The organism is Paraburkholderia acidipaludis NBRC 101816 (genome assembly GCF_000684975.1).
GTDB lineage: Bacteria > Pseudomonadota > Gammaproteobacteria > Burkholderiales > Burkholderiaceae > Paraburkholderia > Paraburkholderia acidipaludis.
In genome coordinates this window covers 54,198-71,098 of the sequence record NZ_BAXZ01000034.1, presented here as the reverse complement: position 1 = coordinate 71,098, position 16,901 = coordinate 54,198, and the positions used below count along the sequence as shown (strand labels likewise).

At 67.0% G+C, this 16,901-nt stretch carries 18 protein-coding genes; 14 read left to right on the top strand and 4 right to left on the bottom strand.

What is annotated here, in order from left to right; translation table 11 throughout:
* The coding region (locus tag BAC01S_RS28025) for a hypothetical protein (protein ID WP_027797730.1) at positions 1 to 323 on the bottom strand (323 nt) is incomplete at its 3' end.
* Between the two features lie 401 nt (positions 324 to 724).
* Here BAC01S_RS28025 and BAC01S_RS28020 point away from each other — a divergent pair.
* From BAC01S_RS28020 to BAC01S_RS28000, 5 genes are all read left to right on the top strand, one after another.
* Positions 725 to 2,368 (top strand): methyl-accepting chemotaxis protein, encoded by a 1,644-nt coding sequence (locus BAC01S_RS28020; protein ID WP_027797729.1) that lies wholly within the window; start codon positions 725 to 727, stop codon positions 2,366 to 2,368.
* A 468-nt stretch (positions 2,369 to 2,836) separates the two neighbouring features.
* Positions 2,837 to 3,082, top strand: coding sequence for a hypothetical protein (locus BAC01S_RS28015; protein ID WP_062859428.1), 246 nt, complete (start codon positions 2,837 to 2,839; stop codon positions 3,080 to 3,082).
* A 301-nt stretch (positions 3,083 to 3,383) separates the two neighbouring features.
* Complete coding sequence (locus BAC01S_RS28010) at positions 3,384 to 4,373, top strand: DedA family protein/thiosulfate sulfurtransferase GlpE (RefSeq protein WP_027797727.1); 990 nt, start codon at positions 3,384 to 3,386, stop codon at positions 4,371 to 4,373.
* Between the two features lie 154 nt (positions 4,374 to 4,527).
* The gene (locus BAC01S_RS28005; RefSeq protein WP_027797726.1) at positions 4,528 to 6,261 is read left to right on the top strand and encodes an FAD-dependent oxidoreductase; all 1,734 of its coding nucleotides are present in this window, start codon (positions 4,528 to 4,530) and stop codon (positions 6,259 to 6,261) included.
* Positions 6,254 to 7,525 (top strand): winged helix-turn-helix domain-containing protein, encoded by a 1,272-nt coding sequence (locus BAC01S_RS28000; RefSeq protein WP_084168936.1) that lies wholly within the window; start codon positions 6,254 to 6,256, stop codon positions 7,523 to 7,525. Before BAC01S_RS28005 ends, BAC01S_RS28000 begins: the two co-directional genes overlap by 8 nt.
* Before the next feature lie 82 nt (positions 7,526 to 7,607).
* Here the strand turns inward: BAC01S_RS28000 and BAC01S_RS27995 are convergent, their stop codons facing one another.
* The gene (locus BAC01S_RS27995; protein ID WP_027797724.1) at positions 7,608 to 7,883 is read right to left on the bottom strand and encodes a hypothetical protein; all 276 of its coding nucleotides are present in this window, start codon (positions 7,881 to 7,883) and stop codon (positions 7,608 to 7,610) included.
* A gap of 583 nt (positions 7,884 to 8,466) precedes the next feature.
* Here BAC01S_RS27995 and BAC01S_RS32935 point away from each other — a divergent pair.
* Positions 8,467 to 9,258, top strand: coding sequence for a class I SAM-dependent methyltransferase (locus BAC01S_RS32935; protein ID WP_245616713.1), 792 nt, complete (start codon positions 8,467 to 8,469; stop codon positions 9,256 to 9,258).
* A 74-nt stretch (positions 9,259 to 9,332) separates the two neighbouring features.
* Entirely contained in the window at positions 9,333 to 9,644 is a 312-nt protein-coding gene (locus BAC01S_RS27985; RefSeq protein ID WP_027797723.1) for a thioredoxin family protein, read from the top strand.
* A 55-nt stretch (positions 9,645 to 9,699) separates the two neighbouring features.
* On the opposite strand, the gene hpaR is transcribed toward BAC01S_RS27985, so the two are convergent.
* Complete coding sequence (gene hpaR / locus BAC01S_RS27980) at positions 9,700 to 10,095, bottom strand: homoprotocatechuate degradation operon regulator HpaR (RefSeq protein ID WP_027797722.1); 396 nt, start codon at positions 10,093 to 10,095, stop codon at positions 9,700 to 9,702.
* Between the two features lie 181 nt (positions 10,096 to 10,276).
* On the opposite strand from hpaR, the gene BAC01S_RS27975 reads away from it, so the two are divergent.
* Genes BAC01S_RS27975 through hpaI form a run of 7 tightly spaced genes read left to right on the top strand, consistent with a single transcriptional unit; the run spans position 10,277 to position 16,239 of the window.
* Positions 10,277 to 11,056 (top strand): fumarylacetoacetate hydrolase family protein, encoded by a 780-nt coding sequence (locus tag BAC01S_RS27975; RefSeq protein WP_027797721.1) that lies wholly within the window; start codon positions 10,277 to 10,279, stop codon positions 11,054 to 11,056.
* Entirely contained in the window at positions 11,053 to 11,820 is a 768-nt protein-coding gene (locus tag BAC01S_RS27970) for a fumarylacetoacetate hydrolase family protein (protein WP_027797720.1), read from the top strand. The genes BAC01S_RS27975 and BAC01S_RS27970 overlap by 4 nt, the downstream gene beginning before the upstream one ends.
* A gap of 7 nt (positions 11,821 to 11,827) precedes the next feature.
* Complete coding sequence (hpaE, locus tag BAC01S_RS27965) at positions 11,828 to 13,285, top strand: 5-carboxymethyl-2-hydroxymuconate semialdehyde dehydrogenase (protein ID WP_027797719.1); 1,458 nt, start codon at positions 11,828 to 11,830, stop codon at positions 13,283 to 13,285.
* Between the two features lies 1 nt (position 13,286).
* On the top strand, positions 13,287 to 14,150 hold the full coding sequence (hpaD, locus tag BAC01S_RS27960; protein WP_027797718.1) for a 3,4-dihydroxyphenylacetate 2,3-dioxygenase: 864 nt from the start codon (positions 13,287 to 13,289) through the stop codon (positions 14,148 to 14,150).
* A 39-nt stretch (positions 14,151 to 14,189) separates the two neighbouring features.
* Positions 14,190 to 14,591 carry a 5-carboxymethyl-2-hydroxymuconate Delta-isomerase gene (locus BAC01S_RS27955; RefSeq protein ID WP_027797717.1) on the top strand — a complete coding sequence of 134 codons (402 nt, stop codon included), beginning with the start codon at positions 14,190 to 14,192 and terminating at the stop codon, positions 14,589 to 14,591.
* A 46-nt stretch (positions 14,592 to 14,637) separates the two neighbouring features.
* Positions 14,638 to 15,441 carry a 2-oxo-hept-4-ene-1,7-dioate hydratase gene (hpaH, locus tag BAC01S_RS27950; protein WP_027797716.1) on the top strand — a complete coding sequence of 268 codons (804 nt, stop codon included), beginning with the start codon at positions 14,638 to 14,640 and terminating at the stop codon, positions 15,439 to 15,441.
* Between the two features lie 21 nt (positions 15,442 to 15,462).
* On the top strand, positions 15,463 to 16,239 hold the full coding sequence (hpaI, locus tag BAC01S_RS27945; RefSeq protein ID WP_027797715.1) for a 4-hydroxy-2-oxoheptanedioate aldolase: 777 nt from the start codon (positions 15,463 to 15,465) through the stop codon (positions 16,237 to 16,239).
* A gap of 50 nt (positions 16,240 to 16,289) precedes the next feature.
* Here hpaI and BAC01S_RS27940 read toward each other — a convergent pair whose 3' ends face one another.
* Positions 16,290 to 16,733 carry a MarR family winged helix-turn-helix transcriptional regulator gene (locus BAC01S_RS27940; RefSeq protein WP_043203951.1) on the bottom strand — a complete coding sequence of 148 codons (444 nt, stop codon included), beginning with the start codon at positions 16,731 to 16,733 and terminating at the stop codon, positions 16,290 to 16,292.
* Positions 16,734 to 16,901 lie beyond the last annotated feature (168 nt).

Genomic DNA, 16,901 nt, shown 5'->3' with positions numbered 1-16,901 from the left:
CGCGAGCTCGACACCGAGTGAAAGCGCGTGACGAATCCGCGGAACTCGCGAACCGGTGCGCCTTCCTGGGTCTGGAACCTGAACTTCGCCCACTGGCCGAGAATGTCCCTGCGCGGCACGGGTCCCGGTGTCGAGACCAGCAGCCTGATCCGGTACGGCTCGCAGACCTCTTCGTGCACCTCCCACTCGACCACCGACACATCGGGCATCGGCTTCTTCTGCTCATCGGCCGGTGCCTTGTCCTGCGGGTAGCGACGGTACAGTTCCACGTGCGCCGACTGGCGGCCCGTGACCCGCCGGCTCGCACCATCGTATTCAGCCATGAATCGTCCTTCCGTTAATCTGTAGTCCTAATCTGACAAAATAAAACGATGCCCGACACGACATTCGCGTGGACTGTCAGTCCGCGGGTTATGCCAAAGGGATAATCGCCTTATTTAGGGTAAGCGGGAAACGCAAATGCAGGACGAATCAAGTGGCTGGATATTGACGCGACACAAGGCAGGATCGCCGCGTACCTCCAGGCGAAATTGTCCACAGCTTTGGTGCAAAACCCTGTGCATATCTCCCGGACACCGCGACCAACCCCCTGAGCCCAAAGGAAATCTCCCCCAAGCCACACAAGCGGGCCGGCAACGCTTGAAAAACCCTAAAGTCCATATGGAATATGCCGTTAACTTTGCAGTGATGTAAGGCCGCCAGCGGCCCGCCTGCAAGGAATCCCATGCGCAACAACCAGCCCGTCACGCAACACGAATACGACTTTCCCGCTTCGCAGATGCTCGTCTCGGCCACCGACCTGAAAGGCCGCATCCAGTACTGCAACCCCGCGTTCATCGCCGTTTCCGGCTTCAGCCGCGAAGAGCTGATCGGCCAGCCGCACAACATCATCCGTCACCCCGACATGCCGGCCGTTGCCTTCGCGGACATGTGGAGCACCATCCGCGAAGGCCGGCCCTGGACGGCGCTCGTGAAGAACCGCCGCAAGAACGGCGACCACTACTGGGTGCGGGCGAACGTCACCCCGGTCTCGGAACAAGGCAACGTGGTGGGTTATCTGAGCGTGCGCGTGAAGCCTTCGCGCGACGAGATCCGCGAGGCCGAGGCCCTCTACGCGAAAATGCGCGAAGGCACCTTGCGCGGCGCGCGCCTGCGCCACGGCGCGATCGTGCGCACCGGCCTCGCCGGCGCCGTGCAGGCGCTGCTGCGCGTACCCATCGCTACGCGCATCGCCATGGGTTATGGCGGCGTGCCCGCCATCTTCGCCCTCGCGGGCATCGCCGCCTGGCAGGGCCTGCCGCCGCTGCCGTTCTGGGGCGCCTTCGGCGTCGCGTCCATTTGCAGCGCCGTGGCCTGGTGGCTCACCACGCGCCATCTCGGCGCGCCGCTCGACCAGATGACCGCCGCCTCCACGCGCATGGCCGCCGGAGACCTCACCGCCACGCTCACGATCACCACGAGCGACGATCTGGGCGAAGTGCTGCAGGCCCTCAATCAGCTGCAGGCCAACCTCACGGCCATCGTGTGCGACGTGCGCGCGCAGATCGACGGCATGCTCGACGCGGCGCACGAGATCTCGAGCGGCAACGTCGATCTGTCGCGCCGCACCGAACTCCAGGCGGCTTCGCTCGAAGAAACCGCCGCAACGATGGATCAGCTCACCACCACCGTGCAGGCCAACGCGGAAGCCAGCACGCGCGCGCTCGATCTCGCGCGCGAGGCGCAGGCCGCCGCCGCCGAGGGCGGCTCGATCGCGGGCCAGGTCGAGCGCACCATGGCCGGCATCAACGAGGCCTCGCGGCGCATCAGCGACATCATCGGCGTGATCGACGGCATCGCGTTCCAAACCAACATCCTCGCGCTGAACGCCGCCGTCGAGGCTGCTCGCGCGGGCGAAGCCGGCCGTTCGTTCGCCGTGGTGGCGGGCGAGGTGCGCAATCTCGCGCAGCGCTGCGCGGCATCGGCGAAGGAGATCAAGCACGTGGTCGACGCGAGCGTGAACGAGATCGCCCAGGGCACGAAGCTGGTTGCGCGCACCACGGCGCAGATGCAGGCCATCGACGAAGCCGTGAGCCGCGTCTCGTCGATCATCGTCGAGGTCGCGAATGCGAGCGGCGAGCAGGCCGAGGGCATTCGCCAGGTGAACCAGGCCGTGGCGCATCTCGACAGCGCGACGCAGCAGAACGCGGCACTCGTCGAGCAGGCGGCCGCCACGGCGCAGCGCCTCGCCGAACAGGCCGACGTGCTCGACGAAGCGGTGCGCCTCTTCACCGTCGCGGGCACGCAAACCGCGCGGCGCAGCCCCGCGCGCGCGAAGCGCTCGGCCGCGGCCGTCGTGGCAGAAGAGGCCGAAACGGAAGCCGCATAAGGAAAAAAGCGGGGAAAAAGCAGCCGGTGGGGCACAAGCTGCGTCATTGATCTGAAATATCGGCGTAAGTCCCATCTCGACAGGCGCGGCTCCCGCCCGCACCATCTTCCTCGTCGGCAAGTTCGCACGCGAGCATGCCGATCCGAGTAACAACGGCGTTTCGACGGCTCGTTCGGCATGACCGGGCGAGCCGATCTTTTTTGGCCGCAAAGGTGAGGACTTTCGGGAGCCAGGCGCGGCCGCGCCGGAGCCGGATTGCGTCACGGTCGTGACAAAGTCACATCGCCCGCCGCACCGTTGCAGGGTATGCAAAAAGATGCGGCGCGCCCTGGAGTCGCGTTAAACTGGCTGGCCGGGGCCTCGCTGCGGCGCCAACCCAGAGTGTGCGCCCGCGCGCACAGGGGATAAGACGCGGCGTGGCCGACCCCGTACAATGGCTCGACCAATCAACGCACGAGGACAACATCAATGCGCACGACCGGGTCTTCAGGAACCATGACCCTGCTCACCGAGCATGACGACGCGACCGGGCGCGAACTGCGTTCGCTACGTCTCGAATCGGCGGCCGACGGCAAGAGCCTGCTGCTGATCGAAATCGACGAACGCAAGCCGGGCATACACCGCGAAGTGCGTTATGAAATCACGCCCGCGGAGTTGATCGCGGCCATCCGCGCGCAAGGCGCCGAGTTGCCAGGGGAATCCCACAGCCGCTAGGTCCGCCAGACCCGTCAGCCCCCCGTAAACGCATAAGCCGCCCGGCAAACCGTCGGGCGGCGCAATCGCATTTCGCCCGCCCCCTCGGGCTCGGGCGCTCCGCCGCCGCGCGGGGCGCCTGAGCCCGAGGGGCGCATGGCTTCGCATCGGCTTCCTTGCGGCCGGTTTTCGCGCCGATTTCCAGGCACATACCGCGTACATAATGGCGCGTGGCGCGCCTCGCTTGCACGCCTTCGAAATGCGTCCATAATCGTTACGTTACCCTCTCACTTTCCGCCCCCACGGAGACGGAAGTAAGCCGATGCTACATGACCTCGTCGAGCAGTACGGGCCTGCTCTCGTGTTTGCAAACGTGCTGGCCGCGTCGTTGGGTTTGCCCGTCCCCGCGATGCCGGTGCTCGTGCTGTTCGGCGCGATGGCCGCCATGCATCCCGGTTCGATCGGGCAGCAGGTGGGGCTCGTGATCGTGCTCGCCATGTTCGCCACGCTGATCGGCGACAGCGTCTGGTTCCTCGCCGGCCGGCTCTATGGCGGCAACACGCTCAAGACGCTCTGCAGGCTCTCGCTTTCGCGCGACACCTGCGTGAAGAAGACCGAGCGCTTCTTCGGGCGCTGGGGCGTGCGCGTGCTCGCCGTCGCCAAGTTCATTCCGGGGCTCTCGATCGTCTCGGTGCCGATGGCCGGGGCGATGGGCACGCCGTACCGGCAGTTCCTCGGCTTCGACGCCATCGGCGCCGCGCTCTGGTCCGCCTCGGGCCTCCTGATCGGCGTGGTGTTCGCGCCGCAGATCGACATGCTGCTCGCGGGCGCGAGCCGCCTCGGCCGGCTCGCCGCCGTAGTGGTACTCGTGCTGCTCGCGCTCTACACGCTCTACCGGTGGCAGCGCCGCCGCCAGCTCATCAAGAAGCTCGCGAACGCCCGCATCACGGTAGACGACCTCTTCCGCGCGATGGCGGGCAAGCCGCCGCCCGTCGTCTTCGACATCCGGTCGGCGGAAAAGCGCAAGCTCGATCCCTACATCATCCCGGGGGCGGTCTTCGCCGACGAGCGGCAGCTGAACGAGATCCTCGACAAGTATCCGCGCGACCGCAAGCTCGTGATCTACTGCTCATGCCCCAATGAAATTTCCGCGGCGTGGATGGCGAAGGCGCTCGCAGAGGCCGGCTTCACCGACGTCGTGCCGCTCCTCGGCGGCATCGACGCCTGGCGCGACTCGGGCCATCCCATCGAATCGCTTGTCGCCGCCCCCTGCGAAGGGATGGCGGTGCAGATCACGCCGAAGCCCGTGTGACCGGCGCACAGGCGCACAGGTGTAACGCGGCGCAAGAGATGCGGCGCCGCCGGCCGCCGGTCCGCTTGCAGGTCCACCCATTCGTCCACGCATGTGTCCGCATGTTCGCCCGGCCCGGCATCGTTCGGGCCGACCGCACGAGGAGAACCGCCAGATGGGCACCATCAACGAAGCCGAGGTCAGTCGCGCCGATGTGGAAGCGCCGCAGGCCGACGCACCGTACTCGTCGCTTTCCACGCGGCGCCACCAGATGTTCCCCATCCTCACCGACGAGGAGATCGAACGCCTGCACCGCTTCGGCGTCGTGCGCGAGTGGGCGCCGGGCGAATTGCTCTTTCGCACGGGCGAGACCGGACCCGGCATGTTCGTTCTGCTCGCCGGTTCCGTGAAGGTGTATCAGCGCGACGGCTTCGGCCGCGAAGTGCACATCAACGAGCATCATCGCGGCTCGTTCCTCGCCGAGGTCGGCCAGCTCTCGGGCGGCCCCTCGCTCGTGGACGGCGTCGCGCTCGAGCCCGTCGTTTCCCTGCTGATTCCGCCGGAGCGCCTGCGCGCGGCCATCATCGCCGAGGCGGAGCTGGGCGAGCGCATCATGCGCGCGTTGATCCTGCGCCGCGTCGCGCTCATCGAGAAGGGGGCCGGGGGCCCGATTCTCGTCGGCAAGCACGACGACCCCGCGCTGGTCTCGCTGCAAGGTTTTCTTTCGCGCAACGGCCACCCGTACAGCGTGCTCGACGAACACGACACCTGCATGCTGAACGTGATCGAACGGTACGCCGCGCGCCAGGAAGACCTGCCGATCGTGATCTGCCCCGACGGCACCGTGCTGCGCCGCCCCTCCGCGCCGGAGCTGGCGACCTGCCTCGGCCTGCTGCCCGAACTCGACGACCAGCGCGTCTATGACGTCGCCGTGATCGGTGCCGGCCCTGCCGGACTCGCAACCGCCGTCTACGCGGCCTCCGAAGGGCTTTCGGTGATCGTGCTCGACGGGCGCGCGCCGGGCGGCCAGGCGGGCGCGAGCTCGCGCATCGAAAACTATCTGGGCTTTCCCACCGGCATCTCGGGCCAGGCGCTCGCCGGGCGCGCGTTCGTGCAGGCGCAGAAGTTCGGCGCGCACGTGGCGATTCCGGTGCGAGCGCAAAAGCTGCACTGCGACGAGCGGCCCCTGCGGCTCGAAACGTGCAGCGGCAACGTGCGCGCCCATACCGTCGTGATCGCGAGCGGCGCCGTATACCGCCGCCCGGCCATCGACGGGCTCGACCGCTACGAAGGCCATGGCGTCTACTACTGGGCGTCGCCCGTCGAAGCCAAGCTCTGCAAGCACGAGAACATCGTGCTCGTGGGCGGCGGCAACTCGGCCGGCCAGGCCATCGTGTATCTCGCGTCGCACGCGCGCCAGGTGGACGTGCTGATCCGCAAGGCCGGCTTCGAGTCGACAATGTCGCGCTACCTGATCGACCGCATCGCCTCGCTGCCGAACGTGAACGTGCATCCGCACAGCGAAATCGGCGCGCTCGACGAAGACGACGCCGGGCTCGCCTCGATCCTGCTCAAGTCGCCGTGCCCGGCGGGTTTCGACCGCTTCGACGCGCGCCATCTGTTCCTCTTCACGGGCGCCAACCCGAATACCGCGTGGCTGCATGCCTGCGGCGTCGCGCTGGATCCGCACGGCTTCGTGCTCACCGGCAGCAGCGACGCGTCGTGCAGCCTCGCGACTTCCGTGGACGGCGTCTACGCGATCGGCGATGCGCGCGCGGGCTCGACCAAGCGCGTCGCGGCGGCGGTGGGTGAAGGCGCGGCCGTGGTCGCGCAGATCCACCAGTTGCTCGCGACGATGCCCGTGCAGGTGTCGGCGCAGGTGTCCGTGACGGCGGGCGCCCATGCGTGACGAAACGGCGCTCGACGCCGATACGCAGACGCCGCCCGCCGGCATAGGCTCGACGCTCACGCTGCCGCTCGCGGCAGCGCGCACGCTGCACCTCGCCGCCCAGGGCCTCCTCGCCCCGCCGCGCCGCAAGGCGACGAAAGCCGACGTGCTCGACGCGATCCGCCGCATGGCGCAATTGCAGATCGACACGATCCATGTGGTCGCGCGCAGCCCCTATTTCGTGCTGTTCTCCCGTATCGGCGCATACGAGCCGCGCTGGCTCGACGAGCATCTCGCCGAAGGACGCCTCTTCGAATACTGGGCGCACGAGGCCTCATTCGTGCCGATCGAGGATTACGGGCTGCTGCGTCACCGCATGCTCGACCCTTCGGGCATGGGCTGGAAATATGCGGCAGAGTGGCATGCGAAGCATCGCCGCGAGATCGAGGCGCTGCTCGAGCGCATCCGCGCGCAGGGCCCCGTGCGTTCGTCCGACTTCGCGCGCGCGGAGGGCGAGAAGGGCGGCGGCTGGTGGGACTGGAAGCCGGAAAAGCGCCACCTGGAAGTGCTGTTCGCCACCGGCGCCCTGATGGTCGCGCAACGGCACAACTTCCAGCGTGTCTACGACGTGATCGAACGCGTGCTTCCCCACTGGAACGACGCGCGCGATCTGCCCACGCGCGCCGACGCCGAACGCACGCTGCTCCAGCGCACCTGCCGGGCGCTGGGCGTGATCCGCGCGGACTGGGCCTCCGACTACTACCGCCTGCCGCGCCGCCCGTATGTCGACGCACTGCACGCGCTTGCCGATGCGGGCGAGTTGCTGCCGGTACGCGTGGAGGGCTGGAAACACGACGCATTCGTTCATCGCGCGCTCGCGCCGCTGATCACGGAGGCCGCGAGCGGCAAGCTCGCCTCCACGGTCACGACCTTGCTCTCGCCGTTCGACCCGGTGATCTGGGACCGCAAGCGCGCGACGGCCCTGTTCGATTTCGACTATGCGATCGAGTGCTACCTGCCTGCCGCGAAGCGCAAGTACGGTTACTTCGTACTACCGATATTGAGCCGGGGACGGCTGGTAGGCCGGATCGACGCGAAGGCGCACCGGGCGCAGCAGGTGTTCGAAGTGAAATCGTTGCATCTGGAACCGGGTGTGCGCATGAGCGCCCGGCTGGCGACCGACCTGCGGCGCGCGCTGGAGCGTTGCGCCAACTGGCACGGCACGCCGGAACTGCGCATCGGCGCCGCGCCGGACGGCCTGGCTGAAGCCTTGCTGGCCGGATGAAGCAGCCGGCGGCGGCGCTTGCCGCGCACCGCCGCCTCGATCGATCGGCCGAAATCGATCGGCCCGCAGTGAATCCGCTACGTCAGCGGTCGAGCCGCGCACGCAGTTCGCGTGCGGCTTCCAGGAGGCCCACGTAACCGGAACGCGCATGCTCGGGCAGATCCGGATCGCCCACGAGCGCACCCAGCGTCTCCACGAGGCTGTACACGAGCCCCTTGGCTGCGCCGGCTGCGATCTTGCCGGACTTCACGCCTTCGTCGACGTGCGTAAATGCCGCGTTCAGATGTTCCAGATCGGGCTGTGCCGGGCCGTCGCCCGGCGATTGAGCGTCCTGCTTCTGCTGATCGTCGCTCACCATGATGAACCGTTTCTCCTGGATGACAAGTAATCGAAAGGATCCCGCATTTGTTTTATATACCCAACGCAAGCGCACGTCCATGTGCCCTCGCGCGTGGCTCCCGAATCTTCTCACCTTTGCGGCGCTCGCGCGATGACGAGTCGCACGCAACGCTGGCGCCTGTTTTTCTGACAATCAGAAAAGACCTTGAAAACAAGGTCGAATCGGGAATTCGAGTGCGAGACGAAGTCCCGAAAGCGCCGTACCGTGAAGCGCCCTCGCGCCGTCCTTCTCACCTCCCGCAAAAGCTCACCTCATGCCGAGCAGCCTCGCCAAAACTCATCCGGCGAGGCCGCATCGCCTGCGGGCCATTGCTGCCGGCGTATCATTTCACCCCTTGTTTCGAGGTACTTTCTTAAGTTGCGGGTCTGCCGGCCTACAACGGCAATGCGCGCAACGGTGCGCAGTCCTCTCCTCGTCCGCTCACTCCCGAAAAGGCTCACCTATCGCCTTGCACCCTGCCTTGACGTTGCCACGAGCGCTCTCCAGACTGTACGGGTCGCAGCACGCCCCCAACGCCCGCCAGGATGCCATGAGCTCTATCATGCCTTTCGTCCCCGACCGCTTTCGCCACGCCGCCCCGCACTACCTGCTGGGCCGCCCCGCCTATTCGCCCGCGCTGATTCGCCGCGTCGCCCAGCACACCGGGCTCGACGGCGCCCAGCGTCTGCTCGATCTCGGCTGCGGCCCCGGCCAGCTCTCGCTCGCGTTCGCAAGCTGGGTCGCGAACGCCGTCGCCATCGACCCTGAACCCGCGATGCTCGACATCGCATCGCAGTTCGGCGCGGGCATCGCGCCCAATATCGAATACCGGCAGGGCAGTTCGTATGATCTGAACAGCACGCTCGGCACGTTTCATCTGGCCGTGATCGGCCGCGCGTTTCACTGGATGGACCGCGACGACACGCTGGCGCGCCTCGACACGATCCTGGCCGCTCACGGGGCCGTCGCGCTCTTTGGCACCGCGCATCTGGACGACCCGCTGCGGCCCTGGGCGGCGCAATACCGCACGCTGCTCGACGAGTACGCGAACGAAGACCCGGCGCGCGCGCAACGCAAGTCCGCGCAATGGGAAAGCCATGGCGACGTGCTGGCGCGTTCCGCTTTTACCGCGATCGAGCGTGTGTCGGTGATCGAGTACCGGCGCGTGAACGCGGAGCAACTGAAGGCACGGCCGCTTTCGATGTCGAGCCTTTCGCGCGAGCGCCTGGGCGAAAAGCTCGACACGCTGCTTTCGCGCATCGACGCCCTCGTCGACGAGCACGCCAGCGACGATGGCTGGCTGACCGAGCGCATCGAGTCCACCGCAATGCTTGCGAGGCGAGCGCCGGCCTGAACCCAACCGCGCATTGCGGTATCGTATGAGGTGTCATAGAGGCCAACACCGAGGCCTACACGAGGAAACCCGCAATGAGCTACGCCACGACCGCCCCCGCCCGCAAAGACATCGACGCGATGACCGGCTCCGCGGTGCTGGAATTCGGCACGGACTGGTGCGGCTACTGCCAGGGCGCGCAGCCGCTGATCGGCGAAGCGTTCTCGCGGCATCCCGGCGTGCGCCGCATTCAGGTGGAGGACGGCCCGGGCCGCGCGCTGGGCCGCTCGTTTCGCGTGAAGCTGTGGCCCACGCTGATCTTCCTGCGCGACGGCGCGGAAGTGGCGCGCGTGGTGCGCCCCACCAAGGCCTTCGAACTCGACGACGCGTTCGCCGCGCTCGCCTGACAGGCTAGAGGCCGCCGCGTCCCCGTAAAGCCTCACCCGCGCGCCGCCTTTCTCTTTACTCGAGACCCGCCAGCAGGTCGTCGATCGCGCGATACACGCGCTCCACCACGTCGCGTCCCACTTCCTCTTCGAGCGCCGCGTAGCGCGCCTCCAGTTCCTTCGAAATCGCCTTCACGAGCTGATGGCTCTTCCTCGTCAGCGAGACGAGCACGCGCCGCTGGTCCTCTGCAAAGCGCTCCTTCGTCACGAGCCCCAGCGCCTCCATGCGCGCGAGCACGCCGGCCATGCTCGGGCTCGATATCGTGCAGATGTCGGAGATCTGGCGCGGTTCGAGCGGACCGCTTTCGTTGAGCGCGCGGATCACGCGCCACTGCTGCTCGGTCAATCCGTGCGCGGTGATGAGCGGACGAAAACGCTCCATCATTTTTTCGCGGGCGCGCAACAGCAGCATCGGCAGGTTGCGGTGCGCCACGCGGGTGGAGGACGGCGAGGTATCGGACATGATGGCTTCGGCTCGAAGAAGATGCGCGACCAGGGGAAACCCGCAAATCCCGCATCGACTGGTTGACGACGGATGATAGCAAGCGCACTATTACTAACATCTTAGTGTTTTCGTGGAAGCGAAGCCAGTCATGTTTTCGGTAGCCGATCATCTGATCCACGCGCAAGGCGAAGCGCTGCCGCGCGACGTGGACGCCCGTGCCGTACGCACGCTGCTGGCCACGGGGGCGCATTGCCGCGCGCCCGTGGGCGGCGCGGTCTACGGCACGCTGCTGAACGACCGCGCCGCGCTCGCGGCGCTGGGCGACGCGGTCAACGCGCCGCCCTACAAGGCCCCGCCGCGCGCGCCCGTGCTCTACCTGAAGCCGCGCAACACGCTCGCCGGCCATGGCGCACGCGTGGTCGTGCCCGGCGCGGAAGGCGTGCAGGTGGGCGCCTCGCTCGGCATCGTGATCGGGCGCACCGCTACGCGCGTGGCCGCGGCCGACGCCTTCGATCACATCGCGGGCTATACGCTCGTCGCGGATCTGAGCGTGCCGCATGCGAGCGTCTACCGGCCGTCCGTGCGCTTTCGCGCGCGGGACAACTTCTGCGTGATCGGCCCCGCCGTGGTGGCACGGCGCCACGTTGCCGATCCCGACAATCTCGCGATCTCCGTGCAGGTCGACGGGAACGCCCCCTTCACGGCCAGCACCGCCACGACCGTGCGCGGCGTCGCGCAACTGCTCGCCGACGTCACCGACTTCATGACGCTCGCCGCCGGCGACATCATTACGCTGGGCGTGCCGCACGGCGCGCCGGTGGTCCACACGGGCGCCCGCGCGACGCTCGCCATCGGCGACTGGGCTCCGCTCGCGATCGACTTCGTCGCCCCGGAAGCAACCCGATCCGCACAAGGAGTCAAGGCATGATGCGCGGCCGCGTTGCCTATGCAGGCGCCATCCATGAAGCCACGCCGCACGGCGGCCAGGTGCGGCTCGCCGACGGCCGCGTGCGCGACGAGCGCGAAGTCGTCTGGCTCGCGCCGTTCGAGCCCGGCACGATCTTCGCACTGGGCCTGAACTATGCCGAGCACGCGAAGGAACTCGCGTTCTCGAAGCAGGAAGAGCCGCTCGTGTTCCTCAAGGGACCAGGCAGCGTGATCGGCCATCGCGGCGTCACGCGCCGCCCCGCCGACGTGACGTTCATGCACTACGAGTGCGAGCTGGCCGTCGTGATCGGCCGCACGGCACAGCAGGTGAAGCGCGAAGACGCCATGCAGTACGTGGCCGGCTACACGATCGCGAACGACTACGCGATCCGCGACTATCTCGAGAACTACTATCGTCCGAACCTGCGCGTGAAGAACCGCGACGGCGGCACCGTGCTTGGGCCCTGGTTCGTCGGCGCCGCCGATATCGCCGACGTCAATGCGCTCGAACTGCGCACCTTCGTCAACGGCGAACTGAAGCAGCGCGGCAACACGCGCGACCTCGTGACGGGCATTGCCGAACTGATCGAATATCTGAGCAGCTTCATGACGCTCGCCCCCGGCGACGTCATCCTGACCGGCACGCCCGAAGGCGTCGTCAACGTGAACGCGGGCGACGAAGTGGTGTGCGAAATCGACGGCCTGGGCCGTCTTGTCAACACGATTGCGTCCGACGCCGAATTCGGGCGCGCAACGCCAAGGTAAGGGAACCATGCGAGTCGAACATCTGATCAATGGCGAGGCGCACGCCGGCCGCGACTACTTCGAAACCGTGAACCCCGCGACGCAGGACGTGCTGGCCGAAGTTGCACGCGGCGGCGAAGCGGAAGTCGCGCTCGCGGTGCGCGCGGCGAAGGATGCGTTCCCCGCGTGGGCCGCGAAACCCGCGGCCGAACGCGCGAAAGCGATCCGCAAGCTGGGCGAGCTGATCGCGAAGAACGTGCCGGAAATTGCGTTGACGGAAACGAAGGACACCGGTCAAACCATCTCGCAGACGGGCAAGCAGCTCGTGCCGCGCGCCGCCGACAACTTCAGCTACTTCGCCGAAGTCTGCACGGCCGTGGACGGCCATACCTACCCTACGAGCACGCATCTGAACTACACGCTGTTTCATCCGGTGGGTGTGTGCGCGCTGATCTCGCCGTGGAACGTGCCGTTCATGACGGCGACGTGGAAAGTTGCCCCGTGCCTCGCGTTCGGCAATACGGCCGTGCTGAAGATGAGCGAACTCTCGCCGCTCACGGCCTCCATGCTCGGCCAGCTCGCGCTCGAAGCGGGCATTCCGAAAGGTGTGCTGAACGTCGTGCACGGCTACGGCAAGGAAACGGGCGAACCGCTCGTGGCGCATCCCGACGTGCGTGCCGTATCGTTCACCGGTTCGACCGCCACCGGCAACCGTATCGTGCAGTCAGCAGGCCTGAAGAAGTTCTCGATGGAACTGGGCGGCAAGTCGCCGTTCGTGATCTTCGACGACGCCGACTTCGAGCGCGCGCTCGACGCCGCCGTTTTCATGATCTTCTCGAACAACGGCGAGCGCTGCACGGCGGGCTCGCGCATTCTCGTGCAACGCTCGATCTACGCGAAATTCGCCGAGCGCTTCGTCGAGCGCGCGAAGCGCATCACGGTGGGCGATCCGCTCGACGACAAGACGATCGTCGGTCCAATGATCAGCCAGGGGCATCTCGCGAAAGTGCGCAGCTATATCGAGCTCGGGCCGAAGGAAGGCGCCACGCTCGCGTGCGGCGGCCTCGACGCGCCCGCGCTGCCCGACGCCATGAAGAACGGCAACTTCGTCCAGCCGACGGTGTTCCTCGACGTGGACAACCGCATGCGCATCGCGCAGGAAGAGATTTTTGGGCCGGTTGCGTGCCTGATTCCGTTCGAGGACGAAGCCGACGCCATCCGCATTGCCAACGACATCGCCTACGGCCTCTCCAGCTATGTCTGGACCGAGAACACGGGCCGCGCGCTGCGCGTGGCCGCCGCGATCGAGGCGGGCATGTGCTTCGTGAACAGCCAGAACGTGCGCGACCTGCGTCAGCCGTTCGGCGGCACGAAAGCATCGGGCGTGGGGCGCGAAGGCGGTACCTGGAGCTACGAAGTATTTCTCGAGCCGAAGAACGTCTGCGTTTCGATGGGCTCGCATCCTATTCCGCATTGGGGTGTATGAAATGGGCAAACTCGCGCTGGCAGCCAAGGTCACGCACGTGCCGTCGCTGTATCTGTCCGAACTCGACGGGCCGCACAAGGGCTGCCGCCAGGCCGCCATCGACGGCCATCGCGAGATCGGCCGCCGTTGCCGCGAGCTGGGCGTCGACACGATCGTCGTGTTCGACGTGCACTGGCTCGTCAACAGCGAATATCACATCAACTGCGCGCCGCGCTTCGAAGGCGTCTACACGAGCAACGAGCTGCCGCATTTCATCAAGAACATGCCGTACGCCTACCCCGGCAACGCCGGGCTTGGCCACCTGATCGCGGACGTCGCCAATGAAATGGGCGTGAAAACGCGTGCGCACAGCGAGACGACGCTCGACCTCGAATACGGCACGCTCGTACCCATGCGCTACATGAACCCCGACCAGCACTTCCGCTGCGTCTCGGTGGCCGGCTGGTGCATGTGGCACGACCTCGCCACGAGCGCGCGTTTCGGCCTCGCCGTGCGGCGCGCGATCGAAGAGCGCTACGACGGCACGGTCGCGATCCTCGCGAGCGGCTCGCTTTCGCATCACTTCGCGAACAACGGCACGGCCGACCAGTTCATGCACAAGGTATGGGACCCGTTCCTCGAACAGACCGACCGCCACGTGGTCTCGCTTTGGGAGCGCGGCGACTGGAAGACCTTCTGCGGCATGCTGCCGATGTACAACGAGAAATGCTGGGGCGAAGGCGGCATGCACGACACCGCCATGCTGCTGGGCGCGCTGGGCTGGGACCGCTACGAAGGCCGCGCCGAAATCGTCACGCCCTACTTCGGCAGTTCCGGCACGGGGCAGATCAATGCGATCCTGCCTGTAGCGCCGCTTGCTGCCTGATTGCCGTCTGATCGTCGCCTGATCGCTGGAGAATTCATCGTGCCGCACCTTACCCTCGAATACAGCGCCAATCTCGCCGATGCCGCGAGCGTCGGGAAGCTTTGCGAAACGCTCGCGCACGTGCTCGACGCGCAGCGCGACGAAGCCGGCGCCCGCGTCTATCCGCGCGGCGGCATCCGCACGCGCGCGCTGCGCTGCGAACAGTACTTCGTCGCCGACGGCAATCCGCAGAACGCCTTCCTGCACGGCTGCCTGAAAATCGGCGCGGGCCGCTCGCCGCAGGTGCGCAAGGCCACGGGCACCGCGCTCTTCGAAGCGATCAAGCAGCACTTCGCCGAAGCCTTCGCCTCGCACGGGCTCGCGCTCTCGCTGGAGATCGTCGAGTTCAGCGAGGAAGGCGCGTGGAAGCACAACAACCTGCACGCCCGCCTGAAAGGCTGAATCAACACCCGCACCAGGAACGGACAGGAAACAACAGGACTCCGATATGCTGGATCAGCACATCATCCGCGAGCTGGCCGCGCAGCTCGACGAGGCGGAACGCACGCGCACGCCATTGCGCCACTTCTCCCGCGCGCACCCTGAGATGACCATCGACGACGGCTACGCCATCCAGCGCGAGTGGGTCAAGCTCAAGCTCGCCGCCGGGCACACCATCAAAGGGCGCAAGATCGGCCTCACGTCGCGGGCCATGCAGCGCTCTTCGCAAATCGACGAACCCGACTACGCGCCGCTGCTCGACAGCATGTTCATCGAAGCGGGCAGCGATATCCGCGCGGACCGCTTCATCGCGCCGCGCGTCGAAGTGGAGCTCGCCTTCGTGCTGAGCCGGCCGCTGCAAGGGCCAAACGTCACGCTGTTCGACGTGCTCGACGCCACCGCATGGGTAACGCCGGCCATCGAGATCATCGACGCCCGCATCGAGCAGTTCGACCGCGAAACGAAGACGCCGCGCAAGGTGTTCGACACGATCTCCGACTTCGCCGCGAACGCGGGCGTCGTGCTGGGCGGCCGCCCGGTGAAGCCGCTCGACGTCGATCTGCGCTGGGTGGGCGCGCTGCTCTACAAGAACGGCGCGGTGGAGGAAAGCGGGCTCGCCGCGGCGGTGCTCAATCATCCGGCAACGGGGGTGGCCTGGCTCGCCAACAAGATCGCGCGCCACGACGAGCGGCTCGAAGCGGGCGACGTGATCCTGAGCGGGTCGTTCACCGCGCCCATTCCCGCGCGCGCGGGCGACACGTTCCATGCCGATTACGGCCCGCTTGGCGGCATCGGCTTCAACTTCATCTGATCCCGCCATTTCGACAGTGCCATGACCGCTCCCGCGAATCCCTTCAAGCGCGCGCTCGCCGAGCAGCGCCGGCAGATCGGCCTGTGGGCCGCGCTCGCCGACTCCTATGTCACCGAATTGCTCGCCGGCACGGGCTTCGACTGGCTGCTCATCGACGGCGAACACGCGCCCAACGACCTGCGCAGCACGCTCGCGCAACTCCAGGCCGTCGCGCCGTATCCCACGCATCCAATCGTGCGGCCCGTGCGCAACGACAGCGCGATCATCAAGCAACTGCTCGACATCGGCGCGCAGACGCTGCTGATCCCGATGATCGAAAACGCCGACGACGCGCGCAATGCCGTGGCGGCCACGCGCTATCCGCCGCTAGGCATTCGCGGCGTGGGCAGCGCGTTGGCTCGCGCGTCGCGCTGGAACGGTTCGTCCGACTATCTTCATGGCGCCGCCGACGAACTGTGCGTGCTGGTCCAGGTGGAGACCGCACACGCGCTCGCGCAGCTCGAGGCGATTGCCGCGGTGGAAGGCGTGGACGGGGTGTTCTTCGGCCCGGCGGATCTCAGCGCCTCGATGGGTCTGATCGGGCAGCCGGGCGCGCCGGCCGTGCGCGAGGCGATCTGCAAGGGCATACGCGCCGTGCGCGCGCGCGGGCTGGGCGCGGGCGTGCTGGCCGCCGACCCCGCCATTGCCGCCGAATATATCGATGCGGGCGCAACTTTTGTCGCGGTGGGCAGCGACGTGGCGCTGCTCGCGCGCGGCGCCAGCGACCTGGCCGCGCGCTTTCGCGAACGCGCCGCGTAAGCCCTCGATAAAAACCGGGCCGGCGCGCTCAGTCCGCCGTTATTCGGCCCTTATTCGGCCTCACCGCACTGCTCGACGAGCTTCGCGAGCACCGTGCCCAGCACGTCGCGTTCGTGCTCGCTCAGCCCGGCAAGAAACTCGTCGTTGCCCGCCTTCGAAATGGCCGTGGCGCGCCGCCAGGTGCCGCGGCCCTTCGGTGTGAGCGCGACGAGCACGCCGCGCGCGTCCGCCTCGTTGGACTTCTTTGCCAGCAGACCCTTGCGTTCGAGCACGTCGGTCGCGCGGCTCGCCTGACTGCGGTCGAGATTCGACGCGCGCCCCAGATCCGACACCGAAATCGGCCCGAAGGCCCCCACGCTGATCAGAAGCCGCGCCTCGGTCAACGAAAGCCCGAGCGCCGAATCGAACGCCTCGGCCAATGCGCGGTCCGTGTGCTTCTTCAGCACATGCAGCCGGTAGGTGAACAGTTCCTCGATCCCGTTTTTTGTCGTCATGATTCGTCTCTTCTCCCGTTGTCCCGCCGCGGCGGCGCAGCCGCACCGCTCCAGGCAACGGCGTTAGCATACCATCGGCACACGGCCTTTTCGACGGCGGTCCCGCCCTTAGATTGATGCTTGCACACGCATTTATTCGGCGCTAACATCGACCCCGTGACAGCCCGA